16 protein-coding genes, 1 tRNA gene and 1 other RNA gene are annotated in these 19254 nt (G+C 71.0%); 11 read left to right on the top strand and 7 right to left on the bottom strand.

All coding sequences use genetic code 11. The features are described 5' to 3' along the window. The first annotated feature begins 111 nt into the window (after nt 1-111). Together ubiD and RA210_RS12795 are read left to right on the top strand one after the other, a co-directional pair. Nucleotides 112-1578: a 4-hydroxy-3-polyprenylbenzoate decarboxylase gene (gene ubiD / locus RA210_RS12800; RefSeq protein ID WP_201486703.1), complete on the top strand. Its 1467-nt coding sequence runs from the start codon at nt 112-114 to the stop codon at nt 1576-1578. A gap of 94 nt (nt 1579-1672) precedes the next feature. Further along, nucleotides 1673-2653, top strand: coding sequence for a CDP-6-deoxy-delta-3,4-glucoseen reductase (locus RA210_RS12795; RefSeq protein WP_201486702.1), 981 nt, complete (start codon nt 1673-1675; stop codon nt 2651-2653). Nucleotides 2654-2980: 327 nt separating this feature from the next. Here RA210_RS12795 and RA210_RS12790 read toward each other — a convergent pair whose 3' ends face one another. From RA210_RS12790 to RA210_RS12775, 4 genes are all read right to left on the bottom strand, one after another. Beyond that, nucleotides 2981-3637 carry a 5-formyltetrahydrofolate cyclo-ligase gene (locus tag RA210_RS12790; RefSeq protein WP_201486701.1) on the bottom strand — a complete coding sequence of 219 codons (657 nt, stop codon included), beginning with the start codon at nt 3635-3637 and terminating at the stop codon, nt 2981-2983. 112 nt (nt 3638-3749) lie between these two features. Beyond that, nucleotides 3750-3927: non-coding RNA, 6S RNA (gene ssrS, locus RA210_RS12785), on the bottom strand. 31 nt (nt 3928-3958) lie between these two features. After that, nucleotides 3959-4279 (bottom strand): cell division protein ZapA, encoded by a 321-nt coding sequence (locus RA210_RS12780; RefSeq protein ID WP_136490381.1) that lies wholly within the window; start codon nt 4277-4279, stop codon nt 3959-3961. Then, nucleotides 4276-4485, bottom strand: coding sequence for a TIGR02449 family protein (locus tag RA210_RS12775; RefSeq protein WP_136490382.1), 210 nt, complete (start codon nt 4483-4485; stop codon nt 4276-4278). Before RA210_RS12775 ends, RA210_RS12780 begins: the two co-directional genes overlap by 4 nt. Nucleotides 4486-4632: 147 nt before the next feature. Here RA210_RS12775 and RA210_RS12770 point away from each other — a divergent pair, with 147 nt between their 5' ends. From RA210_RS12770 to gcvP, 9 genes are all read left to right on the top strand, one after another. Continuing rightward, nucleotides 4633-5196: a UPF0149 family protein gene (locus RA210_RS12770; RefSeq protein ID WP_201486700.1), complete on the top strand. Its 564-nt coding sequence runs from the start codon at nt 4633-4635 to the stop codon at nt 5194-5196. A gap of 19 nt (nt 5197-5215) precedes the next feature. After that, a complete protein-coding gene (pepP, locus tag RA210_RS12765) occupies nt 5216-6550 on the top strand; it encodes a Xaa-Pro aminopeptidase (protein WP_136490384.1) in 1335 nt (444 codons plus the stop codon). 1 nt (nt 6551) lies between these two features. Then, nucleotides 6552-7748, top strand: a complete 1197-nt coding sequence (ubiH, locus tag RA210_RS12760) for a 2-octaprenyl-6-methoxyphenyl hydroxylase (RefSeq protein WP_201486699.1) — start codon at nt 6552-6554, stop codon at nt 7746-7748. Nucleotides 7749-7795: 47 nt separating this feature from the next. Continuing rightward, nucleotides 7796-9046, top strand: a complete 1251-nt coding sequence (locus RA210_RS12755; RefSeq protein WP_201486698.1) for a 2-octaprenyl-3-methyl-6-methoxy-1,4-benzoquinol hydroxylase — start codon at nt 7796-7798, stop codon at nt 9044-9046. Nucleotides 9047-9122: 76 nt separating this feature from the next. Continuing rightward, the gene (locus tag RA210_RS12750; RefSeq protein ID WP_136490387.1) at nt 9123-10124 is read left to right on the top strand and encodes an extracellular solute-binding protein; all 1002 of its coding nucleotides are present in this window, start codon (nt 9123-9125) and stop codon (nt 10122-10124) included. A gap of 139 nt (nt 10125-10263) precedes the next feature. Then, entirely contained in the window at nt 10264-11880 is a 1617-nt protein-coding gene (locus tag RA210_RS12745; protein ID WP_201486697.1) for an ABC transporter permease, read from the top strand. 89 nt (nt 11881-11969) lie between these two features. Next, nucleotides 11970-13055: a glycine cleavage system aminomethyltransferase GcvT gene (gene gcvT / locus RA210_RS12740; protein WP_201486696.1), complete on the top strand. Its 1086-nt coding sequence runs from the start codon at nt 11970-11972 to the stop codon at nt 13053-13055. Between the two features lie 99 nt (nt 13056-13154). Beyond that, nucleotides 13155-13538 (top strand): glycine cleavage system protein GcvH, encoded by a 384-nt coding sequence (gene gcvH / locus RA210_RS12735; protein WP_201486695.1) that lies wholly within the window; start codon nt 13155-13157, stop codon nt 13536-13538. Nucleotides 13539-13644: 106 nt separating this feature from the next. Further along, the gene (gcvP, locus tag RA210_RS12730; protein WP_201486694.1) at nt 13645-16515 is read left to right on the top strand and encodes an aminomethyl-transferring glycine dehydrogenase; all 2871 of its coding nucleotides are present in this window, start codon (nt 13645-13647) and stop codon (nt 16513-16515) included. A gap of 57 nt (nt 16516-16572) precedes the next feature. On the opposite strand, the gene RA210_RS12725 is transcribed toward gcvP, so the two are convergent. The 3 genes from RA210_RS12725 to rpoD form a co-directional block, all read right to left on the bottom strand. Beyond that, entirely contained in the window at nt 16573-16908 is a 336-nt protein-coding gene (locus tag RA210_RS12725; RefSeq protein ID WP_136490392.1) for a DUF2388 domain-containing protein, read from the bottom strand. Nucleotides 16909-17082: 174 nt separating this feature from the next. Then, nucleotides 17083-17159: transfer RNA gene (locus RA210_RS12720), tRNA-Ile, on the bottom strand. Between the two features lie 192 nt (nt 17160-17351). Then, nucleotides 17352-19208, bottom strand: a complete 1857-nt coding sequence (gene rpoD / locus RA210_RS12715) for an RNA polymerase sigma factor RpoD (protein WP_201486693.1) — start codon at nt 19206-19208, stop codon at nt 17352-17354. Between the last annotated feature and the right edge of the window lie 46 nt (nt 19209-19254).

Genomic DNA, 19254 nt, shown 5'->3' with positions numbered 1-19254 from the left:
CGCACCTCCCTGGAGTATCCACAACGGCCGGCCATCCCGGCCGTTGTCGTTTCCGGGCAATGCCGTTCGGCGCTAGACTGGCCGCCTTCCGAATCTTCCCGAGGCTCAAGCATGCAGTACCGCGACCTGCGCGAGTTCATCCGTGGGCTGGAGGCGCAAGGCGAACTCAAGCGCATCCGGGTGCCCGTCTCGCCCGTGCTGGAAATGACCGAAATCTGCGACCGCACCCTGCGCAAGGGCGGCCCGGCGCTGCTGTTCGAGCAGCCCACTGGCTTTTCCATGCCGGTGCTCGGCAACCTGTTCGGCACGCCCAGGCGGGTGGCGCTGGGCATGGGCGCCGAGGCGGTCCCCGAGCTGCGCGAGATCGGCAAGCTGCTGGCCTTCCTCAAGGAGCCGGAGCCGCCCAAGGGGCTCAGGGACGCCTGGAACAAGCTGCCGATCTTCAAGAAGGTCATCAGCATGGCGCCCAAGGTTCTCAAGGATGCGCCCTGCCAGGAGGTGGTGCTCGAAGGCGACGACGTCGACCTGTCGCGCATCCCGGTGCAGCACTGCTGGCCGGGCGACGCCGCGCCGCTGATCACCTGGGGCCTGACCATCACCCGCGGGCCCAACAAGGAGCGCCAGAACCTCGGCATCTACCGCCAGCAGGTGATCGGCCGCAACAAGGTGATCATGCGCTGGCTGAGCCACCGCGGCGGCGCGCTGGACTACCGCGAGTGGTGCCAGAAGCATCCGGGCCAGCCCTACCCGGTGTGCGTGGCGCTGGGCGCCGATCCGGCGACCATCCTCGGCGCGGTCACCCCGGTGCCGGACACCCTCTCCGAGTACGCCTTCGCCGGGCTGTTGCGCGGTTCGCGCACCGAGCTGGTCAAGGCCATCGGTTCGGACCTGCAGGTGCCGGCCTACGCCGAGATCGTGCTGGAGGGGCATATCCATCCCGGCGAGATGGCCGACGAAGGTCCCTACGGCGACCACACCGGCTACTACAACGAGGTCGACCGCTTCCCGGTGTTCACCGTCGAGCGCATCACCCACCGCAAGGACCCGATCTACCACAGCACCTACACCGGCCGCCCGCCGGACGAGCCGGCGATCCTCGGCGTGGCCCTCAACGAGGTGTTCGTGCCGATCCTGCAGAAGCAGTTCCCGGAGATCGTCGACTTCTACCTGCCGCCGGAAGGCTGCTCGTACCGCATGGCGGTGGTGACCATCAGGAAGCAGTATCCCGGCCACGCCAAGCGCGTCATGCTCGGCGTGTGGTCGTTCCTGCGCCAGTTCATGTACACCAAGTTCGTCATCGTCACCGACGACGACATCGACGCCCGCGACTGGAACGACGTGATCTGGGCGATCACCACGCGCATGGACCCTTCGCGCGATACCGTGCTGATCGACAACACGCCGATCGACTACCTGGACTTCGCCTCGCCGGTGTCCGGGCTGGGCTCGAAGATGGGCCTGGACGCCACCCACAAGTGGCCCGGCGAGACCGATCGCGAGTGGGGGCGGGCGATCGAGCGCGATCCGGCGACGGTGGCGCGGGTCGACGAGCTGTGGAGCCAGCTCGGCATCGACTGAGGTGTAGGGTGCGCCATGCGCACCATCGGATTGCGCCGGCGGTAGTGGTGCGCATGGCGCACCCTACCCAGTACCTTGGCAACGGGAGTCATCCATGCGCATCACCCTGCAACCCTCCGGCCTGAGCCTCGAACTGCAACCCGGCGAGCGTATTCTCGACGGCGCGCGGCGCCTGGGCTTCGACTGCCCGCAGAGCTGCCGCAACGGCAACTGCCACGTGTGTGCCGCGCTGCTGGTGGAAGGGCGGGTGCGCCAGCAGGGCGCCGAGCTGGACCACGGCGAGCTGTTCACCTGCATCGCCGAGCCGCTGACCGACTGCGTGCTGCACTGGGACGGCGTGCTGGCCCCCGGCGAGCTGCCGCGGCGCCGGCTGGCCTGCCAGCTGGCGGCCTGCGAGGCGCTCGGCGGCGACGTGTTCCGCCTGCGCCTGCGCGCCCCGGCCGGCAAGCCGCCGCGCTACCACGCCGGCCAGTACCTGCTGCTCGAGCGCGCCGGGGGGCGCCCGGCGGCCTTCTCCATCGCCTCGGCGCCGCACGCCGGGCGCGAACTGGAGCTGCACATCCTCGCCCGCGACGAGGCGACCCGCGCGCTGCTCGACGAGATCCGCGCGAACGGTCTGGCCCGCGTGCAGCTGCCGTTCGGCGACTGCCACCTGGCCGAGTTGCCCGCGGGTCCCTTGCTGCTGCTCGCCGCCGGCACGGGCCTGGCGCAGATGCACAGCCTGATCGAGCACTGCCGCGCCAGCGGCTTCGCCCATCCGGTGCATTTGTACTGGGGCGTGCGCCGCCCGCAGGACTTCTACCGCCTGCCGGTGTGGGAGGAGTGGCGGAGCCTGCCCAACCTGTTCCTCCACCCGGTGGTCAGCGACCCGCAGCCGGACGACGGCTGGAGCGGGCGCTGCGGCCTGCTGCACCAGGCGGTGCGCGCCGATTTCGCCGACCTGCGCGGCCTGCATGTGTACGCCAGCGGCTCGCCGGCGATGGTCTACGCCACGCTGGATGCGCTGGTTGAGGCCGGCATGGACGCGCACCAGATGCGCGCCGACGTGTTCGCCTACGCGCCGCGTCCGGCCTGAATCGCGGCGGCCGGGAGCGCGGCGGAGTCGAGCCGACCACCGGTTGCATGGACAAATTGCATGGTGCCCGCGCTTGCCGGAGAATGCGCGCGGTCCGACTCCGGACCCGTTCGCCAGTCGCGGCGAATCGCACTTCTGCTTGCCTGCGAGGGAGAGGCATCCGAGATGCAACTGCGCAAGAAACCTGACCTGCTGTGGGTGCTGGTCTGCCTGTTCGGCCTGGGGGTGGTGACCACCAGCTACGCGCAGAGCCTGTGGTGGCCGTGAGTCGGCTGCCGCCCCGCGATATCCCTTCCCGCCTCCGCTGAACCTGCGCGGCGCCCGCGCTCAGCGCTGGCGCCGCGGCTGGCCGGCGAGCGCCTCTTCCAGTTCCTCGCGCCGGCAGCCGGCGTGCCAGCCACGGTCGGTCACGGTGGCGTGCAGCGGCACGTCCCAGCTTTCCAGCGGCAGGCGGTCGACCTGCTGGCAGGCGTGCGCCAGGCCGAGCAGCACCGGCTTCTGCCAGTTGTGGTGGCGCAGGCGGTAGGCCAGGGCGCGGTCGTAGAATCCGCCACCCATGCCCAGGCGGCCGCCGCCGCCGTCGAAGCCCACCAGCGGCAGCAGCAGCAGGTCCAGCGCCCAGGGCTTGCGCTGGCGCGCCGGGCAGGGCTGCGGCTCGGGGATGCGGAAGCGGTTGCGGCGCAGCGTCTCGCCGGCCTCCAGGCGCTGGAACACCATGTGCGTGCGCGGCCAGTGCGCCAGCAGCGGCAGGTAGACCTGCTTGCCGCGGCGCTGCGCCTCGCGCCGCAGGTGCACGGGGTCGATCTCGCCGTCGTTGGGCAGGTACAGGGCGATGTGGCGGGCGCGGCGGAACAGCGGGTGCTGGGCCAGCTGGCGGTACAGGTCGCGGGCGGCCTGGCGCTGCTCGGCCGGGCTGAGGGCGCGGCGCCTGGCGCGCAGCAGGCGGCGCAGGGCGGGACGGGAGTGCTGGTCGGCGTGGATCATCGCGGAAGCTGGCGGATACGGACCGCCCGGGACGGGCGGTCGGTGGACGGGCAGCGGCAGTGCAGGCGGCGGTCGCCGCAGGCCGTGCGCAGGCGACGGCCGAAGGTAGGCATGACTCCCCGAAGTGCCGCTGTCGGATTAGCCCTTGAACCCGAAAGTTCAAGGTGGAGGTTGCAGGAAGCGTTAAGGCTTTCCGTCAGGCGGACATGCACACCGGCTTCCAGACGCAACCCCCGGGTTGTGTGAATCGGCTCAGGGACATTACCGACTGGCCAACACACCAGGGAGCTGGAGGTGAGTTTACCGCAAACTTCCGGCTTGTCATCCCCGTTGTTGCTCCAGCGGTCGCTCCTGCAGGGCGCGGTCGACCTTGTCGAGCAGCTCGCGCACCCGCTCGCGGGTGTCGCCGGCGGCCGGCTGCGCCGGCGCGGCGCCGCGCTGCAGCAGCTCGTGGGCGATGTTCAGCGCGGCGAGCACGGCGATGCGGTCGGCGCCGATCACCTTGCCGCTGTTGCGGATCTCGCGCATCTTGCCGTCCACGTAGCGCGCGGCGCTTTCCAGGTTGGCGCGCTGCTGCGGCGGACAGGCGATGGGGTAGTCCTTGTCGAGGATCTGTACGGTGACGGTCTGCGGCTGGGTCATGAGTCCTGCTCCAGGGCTTTTAGGCGCGAAATCATCGATTCGACCGTGTGCCGGGCCAGTTCGTTCTGCTCGATCAGGCGTGCGCGCTCGCTGCGCCACTGCTGTTCGCTGGCCCGCAGTTGGTGGTTTTCCAGGCTCAGCTGCTCGACCAGGTGGATCAGCTGATCGATCTTCGCCGCCAGGGCGTTGAGGTCGGCGTCTTCCATGGGCTCTTGCTCGAGGCGCGGAATGATCGTCTGACTATACAACACAACCAGCGCGGTCGCCGGCCGCTGCCGATGGTCTTGGCCGGCGCGCCGGTGCTAGCATTGGCCGACGATTCCCGTCCTTTCGCCCGGTGCCGACTGCCTGCCATGTCCCTGCCTGCCTCCGCCTATTCCGCCTTCGCCGCCCTGCTTTCCGGTTCCGGCCAGTCCATCTCTCCCGCCGAGCTGCACGGCCTGCTGCTCGGGCGCACCTGCGCCGGCGCCGGCTTCGACCCGGACCTGTGGTTGGCCGCCGCCGCCGAGCTGCTCGACGCCGCCCCCGACGAGCGCCTGCGCCAGGCCCTGCTCGGCCTGCAGGCGATGGTCAGGAGCGAGCTGGAGGGCGGCGAGCTGTCGCTGGTGCTGCTGCTGCCGGCCGACGAGGCGCCGCTGGCCGAGCGCGCCGCGGCGCTGGGCCAGTGGTGCCAGGGCTTCCTCGCCGGCTTCGGCCTCACCGCCCGCGAGGGCAAGCTGTCCGCCGAGGCCGGCGAGGTGCTCCAGGACCTGGCCGCCATCGCCCGTATCGAGGAGTCGCTGGAGGAGTCCGAGGACGCCGAGAACGACTACATGGAGGTGATGGAGTACCTGCGCGTCGCCCCCCTGCTGCTGCTCAGCGAGTGCGGCGGCCTGCCGGTGAAGCCCGCCGACGACGCCAAACCGTCCCTGCACTGATCCGCCAAGGAGGCGCGTCATGACCCGCATCGCCCAGTCCGAGTACGCCCGCCGCCGCCAGGCGCTGATGCAGCAGATGGTGCCGGGCAGCATCGCCATCCTGCCCGCCGCGCCGGTGCACGTGCGCAACCGCGACGTCGAGTACGACTACCGCCAGGACAGCGACTTCCAGTACCTGACCGGCTTCCCCGAGCCGGAGGCGGTGCTGGCACTGATCCCCGGGCGCGAGCACGGCGAGTACGTGCTGTTCTGCCGCGAGCGCAATCCCGAGCGCGAGCTGTGGGACGGCCTGCGCGCCGGCCAGGAGGGCGCGGTGCGCGACTACGGCGCCGACGACGCCTTCCCCATCGACGACATCGACGACATCCTCCCCGGCCTGATCGAGGGCCGCTCGCGGGTCTACTACGCCCTCGGCGCCAACCCCGAGTTCGACCGCCAGCTGGTCGGCTGGATCAACGCGATCCGCAGCAAGGTCCGCCAGGGCGCCACCCCGCCCAGCGAGTTCGGCGCCCTCGACCACCTGCTGCACGACATGCGCCTGTTCAAGTCGCCGGCCGAGGTCGAGGTGATGAAGGCCGCCGCGGCGATCTCCGCGCGCGCCCATGTGCGCGCCATGCAGGCCAGCCGCGCCGGACTGTCCGAGTACCACCTGGAGGCCGAGCTGGACTACGAGTTCCGCAAGGGCGGGGCGAAGCTGCCGGCCTACGGCTCGATCGTCGCCAGCGGCCGCAACGCCTGCATCCTCCACTACCGCGAGAACGATGCGCCGCTGCGCGACGGCGACCTGGTGCTGATCGACGCCGGCTGCGAGATCGACTGCTACGCCAGCGACATCACCCGCACCTTCCCGGTCAGCGGGCGCTTCTCGGCCGAGCAGAAGGCCATCTACGAGCTGGTGCTCGCCGCCCAGACCGCCGCCTTCGCCGAGATCGCCCCGGGCAAGCACTGGAACCAGGCCCACGAGGCCACCGTGCGGGTGATCACCGCCGGGCTGGTGGAGCTCGGCCTGCTGGCCGGCGAGGTCGACCAGTTGATCGAGTGCGAGGCCTACAAGCCGTTCTACATGCACCGCGCCGGCCACTGGCTGGGCATGGACGTGCACGACGTCGGCGACTACAAGATCGGCGGCGTGTGGCGCGAGCTGGAGCCGGGCATGTGCCTGACCGTCGAGCCGGGCATCTACATCGCCCACGACAACCAGAGCGTCGCGGAGCGCTGGCGCGGCATCGGCGTGCGCATCGAGGACGACGTGGTGGTCACCGCCGACGGCTGCGAGATCCTCACCGCCGGCGTGCCGAAGACGGTCGCCGAGATCGAGGCGCTGATGGCTGCCGCGCGCAGCCAGGCGGCCTGAGATGGCGGCTGACGGCAAGGGCCGCATCGCCATCGTCGGCGGCGGCCTGGTCGGCGCCAGCCTGGCGCTGGCCCTGCTGCAGGGCGGTGCGCGCGAGCGCGGCTGGACGATCAGCCTGATCGAGCCGCACGCCCCCGGCGACGGCTTCCAGCCCAGCTACGACGCGCGCTGCTCGGCGCTGTCGTTCGGCACCCGGCTGATCTACGAGGACCTCGGCCTGTGGCCGGCCATCGCCGGGCGCGCCGAGCCGATCACCCGCATCCACGTCTCCGAGCGCGGCCGCTTCGGCGCCACCCGCCTGGCGGCAGACGAGGAGGGCGTGCCGGCGCTCGGCTACGTGGTGGAGAACGCCTGGCTCGGCCACTGCCTGTGGCAGGCGCTGCATGGCGAGGCCGGCATCGACTGGCGCTGCCCGGCGCGGGTGAGCGCAGCGCAGGCGCGCACCAGCGGCTACCGGCTGACCCTCGACGACGGCAGCCCGCTGGACTGCGAGCTGCTGGTGCTGGCCGACGGCGGCCGCTCCGACCTGCGCCGGCAGCTGGGCATCCACGTGCGCCGCACGCCCTACGGGCAGACCGCGCTGATCGCCAACGTCACCCCCGGCGAGGCGCATCGCGGCGAGGCCTTCGAGCGCTTCACCAGCGACGGGCCGATGGCCCTGCTGCCGCTGGCCGACGACCGCTGCGCGCTGGTGTGGACCCGCCCCGACGCCGATGCCGCGCGCCTCGCCGCGCTCGACGAGCGCGCCTTCCTCGCCGAGCTGCAGCGGGCCTTCGGCTACCGCCTCGGCGCCCTGCGCAGGGTCGGCGCGCGGCACAGCTACCCGCTGGCGCTGCTCGAGGCCGAGGAGCAGGTGCGCCGCCACCTGGTGGTGCTCGGCAACGCCGCCCACGGCCTGCACCCGATCGCCGGACAGGGCTACAACCTTTCCTTGCGCGACGTCATGGCGCTGGCCGAGACCCTGCTGCAGGATGACGCAGCGCTCGGCGAGCTGGGCGTGCTGCAGCGCTACCTGGCCGGCCAGCGCCTCGACCAGACGCTGACCGTGGGCTTTTCCGACCGGGTCACCCGGCTGTTCTCCCACGAGCGCGCCGGCCTGAGCGACGTCCGCCACCTCGGCCTGCTGGCGCTCGACCTGCTGCCGCCGGCCAAGCACTGGTTCGCCCGCCAGGCCATGGGCCTGGGCACCCGGCCCTGACACCACTTCACAGGCGCCCGCCGCTGGCCGGGCGCGAGGAGCACCCGATGCACGCAGACCTGATCATCGTCGGCGCCGGCATGGTCGGCAGCAGCCTGGCGCTGGCCCTGGCCGGCAGCGGCCTGCGCATCCTGCTGATCGACGGCGGCGCGCTGGAACCGGCGCCCTTCGACCCGGCCGCGCCCTTCGAGCCGCGGGTCAGCGCGCTGTCCGAGGCCAGCCGGCGCATCCTCGCCCGTCTCGGCGCCTGGGAGGGCATCGTCGCGCGGCGCGCCGCGCCCTACACGGCGATGCAGGTGTGGGACGGCTCCGGCACCGGACAGATCCACTTTTCCGCCGCCAGCGTGCACGCCGCGGTGCTCGGCCACATCGTCGAGAACCGCGTGGTGCAGGACGCCCTGCTCGAACGGCTGCAGGATAGCGGCGTCGAGCTGCTCGCCCATGCCCGGCTCGAGCAGCTGCGCCGCTCTGCCGGTGGCTGGCTGCTGCAGCTGGCCGACGGCCGCGAGCTGCGCACGCCGCTGCTGGTCGCCGCCGATGGCGCTCATTCGGCGGTGCGCCGCCTGGCCGGCTGCGCCACCCGCGAGTGGGACTACCTGCACCAGGCCATAGTCACCAGCGTGCGTTGCGAGCAGCCGCATCAGGCCACCGCCTGGCAGCGCTTCACCGACGACGGTCCGCTGGCCTTCCTGCCGCTCGACAGGGGCGGCGACCGCCACTGGTGCTCGATCGTCTGGTCGTGCACCCCGGCCGAGGCCGAGCGGCTGATGGCGCTGGACGACGCCGCCTTCGCCCAGGCATTGGGCCGCGCCTTCGAACAGCGCCTGGGCACCGTGCTGCATGTCGATCCGCGCCTGTGCATCCCGCTGCGCCAGCGCCACGCCAAGCGCTACGTCGAGCCGGGCCTGGCGCTGATCGGCGACGCCGCCCACGTCATCCACCCGCTGGCCGGGCAGGGGGTCAACCTCGGCTTCCTCGACGCCGCCACCCTCGCCGAGGTGCTGCTGCACGCCCGCGCGCGCGGCGAGCAGCTGGCCGATGCGCGCGTGCTGGGGCGCTTCGAGCGCCGGCGCATGCCGCACAACCTGGCGATGATGGCAGCCATGGAGGGCTTCGAGCGCCTGTTCCAGGCCGACCGGCCAGCGCTTCGCTGGCTGCGCAACGCCGGCCTGCGCCTGATGGACGGCCACCACGAGGCCAAGGGCCTGTTCGTGCGCCAGGCGCTGGGCCTGTCCGGCGACCTGCCGGCACTGGCGCGGGCCGAGGGGCTTGATCGGGAGCAAAAAATGCGTGCCTGAAGGCACGTTGCGGGTTGTTATGGCAAATGCTAGTAACTATCATTTGCCCAACTCAACCCCCTACGAGGCGTGTTCCATGCAGGCAAACAAGAAGATCCTGGCAGCCCTGGCGCTGACCACCCTGGCCGGTACCGTGCAGGCAGCCGACGAGGTCGTGGTCTATTCGGCGCGCATCGACGAGCTGATCAAGCCGGTGTTCGACCAGTACACCGCCAAGACCGGGGTCAAGGTCAAGTTCATCACCGACAAGGAGGCGCCGCTGCTGGCGCGCCTGAAGGCCGAGGGCGAGAACACCCCGGCCGACCTGCTGATCACCGTGGACGCCGGCAACCTCTGGCAGGCCGAGCAGGAAGGCGTGCTCAAGCCGCTGCAGTCCAAGGTCATCGAGGCCAACATCCCCAGCCAGTACCGCTCCAGCACCGGTGCCTGGACCGGCCTGTCGCTGCGCGCACGGACCATCGTCTACTCCACCGAGCGGGTCAAGCCGGCCGAACTGAGCACCTACGAGGCGCTGGCCGACAAGAACTGGGAAGGCCGCCTGTGCCTGCGCTCGAGCAAGAAGGTCTACAACCAGTCGCTGACCGCCACCCTGATCGAGACTCACGGCGCCGAGAAGGCCGAGCAGATCGTCAAGGGCTGGGTCGCCAACCTGGCCACCGACCCGTTCGCCGACGACACCGCGCTGATCCAGGCCATCGACGCCGGCCAGTGCGACGTCGGCATCGTCAACACCTACTACTACGGCCGCCTGCACCAGCAGAAGCCGGACCTCAAGGCCAAGCTGTTCTGGCCGAACCAGGCCGACCGCGGCGTGCACGTCAACCTGGCCGGCGCCGGCGTGACCAAGTACGCCCCGCACGCCGAGCAGGCGCAGCAGCTGCTGGAGTGGATGACCAGCGCCGAAGCCCAGGGCGTGTTCGCCGGGGTCAACCAGGAGTACCCGGCCAACCCGCAGGTCAAGCCGTCCGCCGAGGTGGCCGCCTGGGGCGAGTTCAAGGCCGACAGCATCCCGGTGGAAGTGGCCGGCAAGCGCCAGGCCGAGGCGATCCGCCTGATGGATCGCGCCGGCTGGAACTGATTCCCGTCCGCCTTTGGTTATACTCGACGCCCCGGCCGCCCAGCCGGGGCGTTTTCGTTTGGGGATGGCGCATGGCTGTGCATGAGACTTGCATGATCCGGCCCGCCCGATCCCGTGTCCTGTCTGCCAAGGAGTCTGCGTGGCCCATTCCGCCCAACGCCGCTGGTATCCGCCCGCCGCGGCCATCGCCGCCCTGGTCCTGCTGCCGCTCAGCGTCCTGCTGCTGAGCTGGGGCGAAGTGGACGGCGAGATCTGGAGTCACCTGTGGGACACCCAGATGCCGCGCCTGCTCGGCAACACCCTGAGCCTGGTGCTCGGCGTCGGCGTCGGCGTGACCCTGCTCGGCGTCAGCCTGGCCTGGCTCACCGCGCTGTGCGAGTTCCCCGGCCGCAAGTGGCTGGACTGGGCGCTGATGCTGCCCTTCGCCATTCCCGCCTACGTGCTGGCGTTCGTCTTCGTCGGCCTGCTCGACTTCGCCGGGCCGGTGCAGAGCCTGCTGCGCGAGCTGTTCGGCAGCGGCCTGCGCCTGCCCCGGGTGCGCTCCACCGGCGGGGTGATCCTGGTGCTGGTGCTGGTGTTCTACCCCTACGTCTACCTGCTGGCGCGCAACGCCTTCCTCGCCCAGGGCAAGGGCCTGATGGAGGCGGCGCGGGTGCTCGGCCTGTCGCCCTGGCAGGCGTTCTGGCGGGTCGCCCTGCCGGTGGCGCGCCCGGCGATCGGCGCCGGCCTGGCGCTGGCGCTGATGGAGACCCTGGCCGACTTCGGCGCGGTGTCGGTGTTCAACTTCGACACCTTCACCACCGCCATCTACAAGACCTGGTACGGTTTCTACAGCCTGTCCGGCGCCACCCAGCTGGCCAGCCTGCTGCTGCTGGCGGTGATGGTCCTGCTCTGGGGCGAGCGCCGCGCCCGCGGCGCCAGCCGGCCCGGCAACGAGCGCGCGCGCAGCGCGGCGCTCTACCACCTGCGCGGCGCCCGCGCCTTCGCCGCCAGCGCCTGGTGCGGCCTGGTGTTCGCCTGCGCCTTCGTCGTCCCCGTGCTGCAGCTGCTGGCCTGGTTCTGGCAGCGCGGGCGCTTCGACCTCGACGAGCGCTACGTCGGCCTGATCCTGCACACCCTCTACCTCGGCGCGCTGGCCGCGGCGATCACCGTGGCCCTGGCCCTGCTGCTGGCCTTCGCCCGCCGCCTGGCGCCGACCCGGCGCATGCAGGCGCTGGTCGGCCTGGCCAACCTCGGCTACGCGCTGCCCGGCTCGGTGCTGGCGGTGTCGATCATGCTGGCCTTCAGCTGGCTGGACCGCCACCTGGTCATCCCGCTGTCCGGCGCCCTCGGCGGCGCCGGCAAGCCGCTGCTGCTGGGCAGTCTGGCGGCGCTGCTGCTGGCCTACCTGATCCGCTTCATGGCGGTGGCCTACGGCCCGCTGGAGGGCAGCCTGGCGCGCATCCGCCCGTCGCTGCCGGAGGCCTCGCGCAGCCTGGGGGTCGGCGGCGTGCGCCTGTTCGGTCGGGTCTACCTGCCGCTCCTGGTGCCCGGCGTGCTCAGCGCGGCGCTGCTGGTGTTCGTCGACGTGCTCAAGGAGATGCCGGCGACCCTGCTGATGCGCCCGTTCGGCTGGGACACCCTGGCGGTGCGGGTATTCGAGATGACCAGCGAGGGCGAGTGGGCGCGCGCGGCGCTGCCGGCGCTGACCCTGGTGCTGGTCGGCCTGCTGCCGGTGATCGGCCTGATCCGCCGCTCGGCGCGCCGCTACGGCTGAGCGCGCCGGCCGGCGGGCTGACCGGGCGCATGTCCGCTGGCGGATTTGCGGCTACAATGCCCGCCATTCGAGGCCCGGAAGAGGTTCCCATGGGACAGCGTACACCCCTCCATGATCTGCACGTGGCGCTGGGCGCCAAGATGGTCGACTTCGGCGGCTGGGACATGCCGCTGCACTACGGTTCGCAAGTCGAGGAGCACCATCAGGTGCGCAGCGACTGCGGGGTCTTCGACGTCTCGCACATGACCGTGGTGGACGTCGCCGGGCCCCAGGCCGGGGAGTACCTGCGCCGCCTGCTGGCCAACGACGTGGCGCGCCTCGACGCGGTCGGCAAGGGGCTGTACAGCCTGATGCTCAACGCCGAGGGCGGGGTGATCGACGACCTGATCGTCTACCGCAGCGCGGGCGGCTACCGCCTGGTGGTCAACGCCGCCACCCGCGCCAAGGACCTCGCCTGGCTGCAGGCGCAGGCCGAGGGCTTCGCCGTCGAGATCCGCGAGCGCGACGACCTGGCCATGCTCGCCGTACAGGGCCCGCACGCCCTGGAGCGCTGCGCCGCGCTGGTCACCCCGCCGCGCGCCGCGCTGATCCGCGCCCTCAAGCCGTTCCACGGCCAGGCCGAGGGCGACTGGTTCATCGCCCGCACCGGCTACACCGGCGAGGACGGCCTGGAGATCATGCTGCCGGCCGCCGAGGCGCCGGGCTTCCTCAACGACCTGGTCGGCGCCGGCATCACCCCGGCCGGTCTCGGCGCGCGCGACACCCTGCGCCTCGAGGCCGGCCTCAACCTGTACGGCCAGGACATGGACGAGACGGTGACGCCGATGGCCGCCAACCTCGCCTGGACCATCGCCTGGCAGCCGGTCGAGCGCGACTTCATCGGCCGCGCCGCCCTGCAGGCGCAGCGCGACGGCGGCGGCGCCGAGACCAAACTGGTCGGCCTGGTGCTCGAGGAGCGCGGCGTGCTGCGCGCCCACCAGGTGGTGCGCGTGGCCGGCATCGGCGACGGCGAGATCACCAGCGGCAGCTTCTCGCCGACCCTCGGCAAGGCCATCGCCCTGGCCCGCGTGCCGGCCGGCACCGGCGAGCGCGCCGAGGTGGAGATCCGCGGCAAGTGGTACCCGGTGCGGGTGGTCAAGCCGAGCTTCGTGCGTCACGGCAAGCCGCTGATCTGAGGGCGCGGGACGTAGCCGCGCCGACCGCGTCCCTGTACTGTTGAGCGCACATTCTCCGCGGGTGCCGCCCCGGCGCCGAATCGAACAAGGAATCCAACAATGAGCAACACTCCCGCCGAACTGCGTTATGCCGCCAGCCACGAATGGGCCCGCCTGGAACAGGACGGCAGCGTCACCGTGGGCATCACCGACCACGCCCAGGAAGCCCTCGGCGACGTAGTCTTCGTCGAACTGCCGGAAGTCGGCAAGGCGATGGCCGCCGGCGAGCAGGCCGGCGTGGTCGAGTCGGTGAAGGCCGCCTCGGACATCTACGCGCCGGTCGCCGGCACCGTGATCGCGGTCAACGAGGCGCTGGCCGACGCACCGGAAAGCATCAACGGCGACCCCTACGGCGCCTGGTTCTTCAGGCTGCAGCCGGCCAGCGCCAGCGACCTCGACCAGCTGCTCGACGCCGCCGCCTACCAGGCCAGCTGCGACGCCTGATCCCCCTCCCGCCGGTGGCTCGCGCCTGCCGGCGGGGCTGCCGGCTCCGCGCCAAACGCCTGTCCGGCTGCCGGAGCGGCCGGACCCCCGTTCCGGAGTCCGTGCCATGTCTCGCCCCAGCGACCTGCTGCAGCCCGAAGCCTTCCTCCATCGCCATATCGGCCCCGATGCCGCCGAGCAGCGCGCCATGCTCGCCGCCCTCGGTGTCGCCGACCGCGCCGAGCTGATCGGTCAGAGCGTGCCGCCGGCGATCCGCCTGGCCGGCCCGCTGGCGCTGCCGCCGGCGCTCGACGAGCAGGCCGCGCTGGCCCGCCTGCGCAGCCATGCCGAACAGAACGAGCTGCGGACCAGCCTGATCGGCATGGGCTACTACGCCACCTACACCCCGCCGGTGATCCTGCGCAACGTGCTGGAAAATCCCGGCTGGTACACCGCCTACACGCCCTACCAGCCGGAGATCTCCCAGGGCCGCCTGGAGGCGCTGCTCAACTTCCAGCAGCTGACCTGCGACCTGACCGGCCTCGAGCTGGCCAGTGCCTCGCTGCTCGACGAGGCCACCGCCGCCGCCGAGGCCATGGCCATGGCCCGCCGGGTGGCGAAGAGCGCCAGCAACCGCTTCTTCGTCGACGAGAACTGCCATCCGCAGACCCTCTCGGTGCTGCAGACCCGCGCCGCCGGCTTCGGCTTCGAGCTGGTGATCGACAGCCCGGAGCACCTCGGCCGGTACCAGGTGTTCGGCGCGCTGCTGCAGTACCCCGACAGCCACGGCGAGATCCGCGACCTGCGCCCGCTGATCGAGCAGCTGCACGCCCAGCAGGCGCTGGCCTGCGTGGCCTGCGACCTGCTCGCCCTGGTGCTGCTCACCCCGCCCGGCGAGCTGGGCGCCGACATCGCCCTGGGCAGCGCCCAGCGCTTCGGCGTGCCGATGGGCTACGGCGGCCCGCACGCGGCCTTCTTCGCCTGCCGCGACGAGTTCAAGCGCGCCATGCCGGGACGCATCATCGGCGTGTCCAGGGACGCGCGCGGCAACGTCGCCCTGCGCATGGCGCTGCAGACCCGCGAGCAGCACATCCGCCGCGAGAAGGCCAACTCCAACATCTGCACCGCGCAGGCGCTGCTGGCCAACATGGCCGGCTTCTACGCCGTCTACCACGGCCCGCAGGGTCTGCGGCGCATCGCCGGGCGGGTGCAGCGGCTCACCGCGATCCTCGCCGCGGCACTCGAGCAGGGCGGCATCGCCCGCCGCAACCGGCAGTTCTTCGACACCCTGACCCTCGAAGTCGGCGGCGCCCAGCAGGCGATCCTGGAGAGCGCCAGCGCCGCGCGGATCAACCTGCGCATCCTCGGCCGCGGCCAGCTCGGCCTCAGCCTCGACGAGACCTGCAGCCTGGACACCGTCGAGCGGCTGGCGCAGATCTTCCTCGGCGCCGACCACGGCATCGACCTCGCCGCGCTGGCCGACGACCCGGCGCTGCCTGCCGGCATTCCCGCCGATCTGGCGCGCACCTCCGGCTTCCTCGAGCATCCGGTGTTCAACAGCCACCACAGCGAGACCGAGATGCTGCGCTACCTGCGCCAGCTGGAGGGCCGCGACCTGGCGCTCAACCAGGCGATGATCCCGCTCGGTTCCTGCACCATGAAGCTCAACGCCACCAGCGAGATGCTGCCGGTCAGCTGGCCCGAGTTCGCCAGCCTGCACCCCTTCGTGCCGCGCGAGCAGGCGCGCGGCTACCAGCGGATGATCGGCGAGCTGGAAGGCTGGCTGTGCGCGATCACCGGCTTCGACGCCATCAGCATGCAGCCCAACTCCGGAGCGCAGGGCGAGTACGCCGGCCTGCTGGCGATCCAGCACTACCACGCCAGCCGCGGCGAGACGCAGCGCGACATCTGCCTGATTCCCGCCTCGGCGCACGGCACCAACCCGGCCACCGCCAGCATGGCCGGCCTGCAGGTGGTGGTGGTGGCCTGCGACAGGACCGGCAACGTCGACCTCGCCGACCTCGAGGCCAAGGCCGCGGCGGCCGGCGAGCGGCTGTCCTGCCTGATGATCACCTACCCTTCGACCCACGGCGTGTTCGAGGAGGGCATCCGCGAGATCTGCGCGCTGGTGCACGCCCACGGCGGCCAGGTGTACATGGACGGCGCCAACCTCAACGCCCAGGTCGGCCTCAGCCGCCCGGCCGACATCGGCGCCGACGTGGCGCACATGAACCTGCACAAGACCTTCTGCATCCCCCACGGCGGCGGCGGCCCGGGGATGGGCCCGATCGGCGTCAAGGCGCACCTCGCGCCGTTCCTCGCCAACCACCCGGTGGTGGAGCTGGACGGCCCGCTGCCCGGCAACGGCGCGGTCAGCGCCGCGCCATGGGGCAGCGCCAGCATCCTGCCGATCAGCTGGATGTACATCGCCCTGATGGGCCCGCAGCTGCAGGAGGCCACCGAGGTGGCGATCCTCAACGCCAACTACCTGGCGACGCGCCTCGCCGAGGCCTACCCGGTGCTCTACAGCGGTCGCAACGGCCGGGTGGCCCACGAGTGCATCATCGACCTGCGCCCGCTCAAGGCGTCCAGCGGGATCAGCGAGGAGGACATCGCCAAGCGCCTGATGGACTACGGCTTCCATGCGCCGACCATGTCCTTCCCGGTGCCCGGCACGTTGATGATCGAGCCCACCGAGAGCGAGTCGAAGGCCGAGCTGGACCGCTTCGTCGAGGCCATGCTGGGCATCCGCGCCGAGATCGCGAAGGTCGAGTCCGGCGAGTGGCCGGCGGACGACAACCCGCTCAAGCGCGCGCCGCACACCCTGGCCGACGTCACCGGCGTCTGGGAGCGGCCCTACAGCATCGCCGAGGCAGTGACCCCCAGCGCACACACCCGGGCGTGCAAGTACTGGCCGGCGGTCAACCGGGTCGACAACGTCTACGGCGACCGCCACCTGTTCTGCGCCTGCGTGCCGGTGGACGCCGGTCGCGAGTGAGCGGGGCATGAACGCCGAGGCCGCCCGCGGGCGGCCTCGGCGTCTGTGGCAGGCGCGTCAGCGCGGGCTGCCGTCCTGGGCGCTGGCGAGGATGGCGCCGGCCAGCTCCTCGTCGCTGGCCTCGAGGCCCGGATGGTCGCGGCGGATCTGCTGCAGCGCGGCCTCCAGGTAGGCGCCGCGGATCGCGCCGCCGCTGGCGACGAAGCTGGAGGCGTCGTCCGCGGCGGCGAGCACCAGCTTGTCGTCCTTGAAGGTGGAGTACAGCGAGGCGGAAGTCCCCGCCGAGGTGGCGATCTCGCCCCAGCCGATATCCCCGCCGTGTCCGTCATGGTCGGCGAGGGCGCCGGCGGCGGGCAGCAGGACAAGGGCAGTGGCAAGCAGGGTACGGCGCATGATGGGCTCCTCTGAAACACCGGGGCGGTGTGCCCGTCAGAGGGGAAGGGTGGTGCGGAGTTCCCGGCGGCAGGTGCCGTCCATCGGCTGCGGAGCGGGGGGGCGGGAGATGAGGAAAGCTCCGCCCCGAAAACGGCAAGGGGCCAGGCTGATCGCCTGACCCCTTGATTTGTATGGTGGGCCCAGCAGGACTTGAACCTGCGACCAAGCGATTATGAGTCGCCTGCTCTGACCAACTGAGCTATAGGCCCACGGGAGAACCTCGAGGGTTGCTTCCATGCGCGAGGACGGTGGGCGTCGCGTCTGGAGGTGCCGGTGGCCGCGTGGGCGACCGGCGAAGCGCGGCGATTATAGCGGTGGCCGCGCATCCGCGCCAAGCCTGGCGCGCGGGCAGGAAAAAGCCCCGGTCCTTGCGGTGCCGGGGCTTGTCCGTGGGCGGCGCCTTACTCGTCGAGGAACGAGCGCAGGTGCTCGCTGCGGGTCGGGTGGCGCAGCTTGCGCAGGGCCTTGGCCTCGATCTGGCGGATGCGCTCGCGGGTGACGTCGAACTGCTTGCCGACTTCCTCGAGGGTGTGGTCGGTGTTCATGTCGATGCCGAAGCGCATGCGCAGCACCTTGGCCTCGCGGGCGGTGAGGCCGGCGAGCACCTCGCGGGTGGCTTCCTTGAGGCTTTCCACGGTCGCCACGTCGATCGGCGACTGCATGGTGGAGTCCTCGATGAAGTCGCCCAGGTGCGAGTCCTCGTCGTCGCCGATCGGCGTCTCCATGGAGATCGGCTCCTTGGCGATCTTCAGCACCTTGCGGATCTTGTCCTCGGGCATCTCCATGCGCTCGCCCAGCTCCTCCGGAGTCGGCTCGCGGCCCATCTCCTGGAGCATCTGCCGGGAGATCCGGTTGAGCTTGTTGATGGTCTCGATCATGTGCACCGGGATGCGGATGGTGCGCGCCTGGTCGGCGATCGAGCGGGTGATCGCCTGGCGGATCCACCAGGTGGCGTAGGTCGAGAACTTGTAGCCGCGGCGGTATTCGAACTTGTCCACCGCCTTCATCAGGCCGATGTTGCCTTCCTGGATCAGGTCGAGGAACTGCAGGCCGCGGTTGGTGTACTTCTTGGCGATGGAGATCACCAGGCGCAGGTTGGCCTCGACCATCTCCTTCTTGGCGCGGCGGGCCTTGGCCTCGCCGAGCGACATCTGCCGGTTGATTTCCTTGATCTCGGCGACGGTCAGCCCGACCTCGTTCTCCAGGTCGACCAGCACCTGCTGGTTGCGCACGATGTCGGCCTGCAGGCGGCCGATGGCCTCGGCGTACTTGGCCTTGCCGGTGGTCAGGCCCTCGCTCCAGGTCAGGTCGACCTCGTTGCCGGGGAACAGCTTGAGGAAGTCGGCGCGCGGCATGCGCGCGTCGCGCACGCACAGCTGCATGATGGCGCGTTCCTGGCCGCGCACGCGCTCGAGGGCGTCGCGGACCATGGCCACCAGGGCGTCGAACTGCTTGGGCACCAGCTTGATCGGCATGAACAGCTCGGCCAGCGTGCCCAGCGCGGCGATCGCCTCGGCGTGGTGACGGCCATGCTTCTGCAGCGTCTTGCGGGTCTTCTCCAGCTGCTCGGACACGGCGCCGAAGCGGCGGGCGGCTTCTTCCGGATCGGGGCCGCCGTCGCCCTCTTCCTCGCTGTCGCCCTTGTCCTCGGCTTCCTCTTCCTCGTCCTCGTCGACGGCCGCGGCCGCCGTCTTGGCGCTGGCGGTGGGCAGTTCGACGTCGCTCTCGGCCGGCAGGGTGCCGTCGTCGGGGTCGATGTAGCCGCTGAGGATGTCGGACAGGCGGCCGCCTTCGCTGGTGACGCGCTGGTATTCGGCGAGGATGCTCTCCACCGAGCCGGGGAACTGGGAGATGGCGCCCATCACCTCGCGGATGCCTTCCTCGATGCGCTTGGCGATCTCGATCTCGCCTTCGCGGGTGAGCAGCTCCACGGTGCCCATCTCGCGCATGTACATGCGCACCGGATCGGTGGTGCGGCCGATGTCGCTTTCCACCGCGGCCAGGGCGGCGGCGGCTTCCTCGGCGGCGGCCTCGTCGGTGTCCGCTTCGGCGAGCAGCAGGGCATCCGCATCCGGGGCTGTCTCGAATACGTTGATCCCCATGTCGTTGATCATGCGGATGATGTCTTCCACCTGTTCCGGATCGGAAATATCCTCCGGCAGGTGGTCGTTGACCTCGGCGTAAGTCAGGTAACCCTGCTCACGACCACGGGCGATCAGCTCTTTGAGGCGGGACTGCTGTTGCGCTTTTACGGACATGTTCACCCTATCCACTGAAGGTCTTGGCGGGCTGAAAAGAAGCCGA

Source organism: Pseudomonas sp. OF001, from assembly GCF_904426495.1.
Classification (GTDB): Bacteria; Pseudomonadota; Gammaproteobacteria; order Pseudomonadales; family Pseudomonadaceae; genus Geopseudomonas.
This window is presented reverse-complemented; position numbering and strand designations above follow the sequence as displayed.